The sequence below is a fragment of the Azovibrio restrictus DSM 23866 genome (assembly GCF_000429665.1).
GTDB lineage: Bacteria > Pseudomonadota > Gammaproteobacteria > Burkholderiales > Rhodocyclaceae > Azovibrio > Azovibrio restrictus.
On sequence record NZ_AUCH01000051.1, the window covers coordinates 1 to 1,287 of the forward strand.

Sequence of the window (1,287 nt, forward strand, 5' to 3'; positions counted from 1 at the left end):
CGTAGAGATGGGTGAGGGTATGGTCGTCGGCAATCTCCTGAAGGAGGAGATCCCCATCCCAGACAAAACAGGTGAGCTGCTCCTGCTCCACCTGCTCCAGGGCTGGCTGGCCACCCTGGGCGTTCAGGGCGGGGGGCGTAACGGTAGGGCACGTGCAGAAGAGGCTACCGTCGGGCAGCAGCTGTTCGATGCGGCCGATGTGGCGCCGCAGCTACGCCGTCGCATGTCCGCCTTGCCTCAGCATCAACAAGCCCGATGCCCGCAAGGGATGATAGATCGATAGTTGGAGCCGCATTTCGCATTCGCAGGGCAATTTTTATCGGAGGTTTTTGGGTGTCAACTTGACTTTCCAAGAGTAAGTTTCAATATGGTTTTGTGGGATTGTTTATTTCGAATTTGGGTTTTGTTTTTTTGAGTAGAACAAAAAAGTGGTGGGGATGGAAATGATGGAAATGATGGAATGTAGTGTTGTTGCTGATATAGGTTCAAATGACCAAGGGTTATCTTGGTTTTTTAGTGTTGCATAAAGGCTGTAGATAAATCCGCCTGCGATGTGAATCATTAGCAGGAGGCATAATGATTTAATTGTTTTGGAGGGTGTCATTTTTAATAAAGGTTTTAAATTTTTTTTGAAGGATGACTCTTTTTGTTTGGTTTCTTCGCTTTATTTTTGACTTCCACAATTGCTGGCGTGTGTTTTTTCCATTTTCTTTAGTACATACATCGATCGATATCTTTCTGTGCTAAGGAAAGTCTGGGAAAGCTGTTTGCTTGCCGATGTGTCATGGATGATTCCATGTAAGCCTAATGTATAAAATCCAACACCTCCCAAGATCACGTTCCTTGAGCGAGAATAGAAGTTTGCCATCGTATCCGATTCTAGGGCGTCCACTGCATCCTTGTATCATTCTGAGCTATTTTCATACTGTTTTCCTCTATATCCTTCAGGGGTGGCGTCTATACCTAGGCCGTAGTCTGATAATTTTATTCCTGGATGCCAGTCTGCCACCACTCTTTCTATGTTGCCGATAGTCTTCTTTTCTCGTTCAATGTCCTGCAGTAGCATATTGCATTGACCCTGATTAATTCTATCGGTAGGATTTTTGTCACTGTCCGGATTTAATCCAAGTGGATCGAAGTGGCTCACCGGATTCCCCCCAACATACCCATAAACATTTACCCCTCCCGCCAGCCCAATAGGATCCTGAGTGAGATACCTGCCGGAATCGGGATCGTAGTAGCGGTGGCGGTTGTAGTGGAGTCCGGTTTCTTCGTCGTGGTACTGGC

At 46.6% G+C, this 1,287-nt stretch carries 2 protein-coding genes; one reads left to right on the plus strand and one right to left on the minus strand.

Annotation, left to right across the window (positions count from 1 at the left end):
- A partial coding sequence (locus tag G474_RS23985) for a hypothetical protein (protein ID WP_043465228.1) occupies positions 1-283 on the plus strand: 283 nt, incomplete at its 5' end.
- A gap of 621 nt (positions 284-904) precedes the next feature.
- On the opposite strand, the gene G474_RS24525 is transcribed toward G474_RS23985, so the two are convergent.
- Positions 905-1,287, minus strand: a 383-nt coding sequence (locus G474_RS24525) for an RHS repeat-associated core domain-containing protein (RefSeq protein ID WP_169729550.1), incomplete at its 5' end; no start/stop codon positions are given.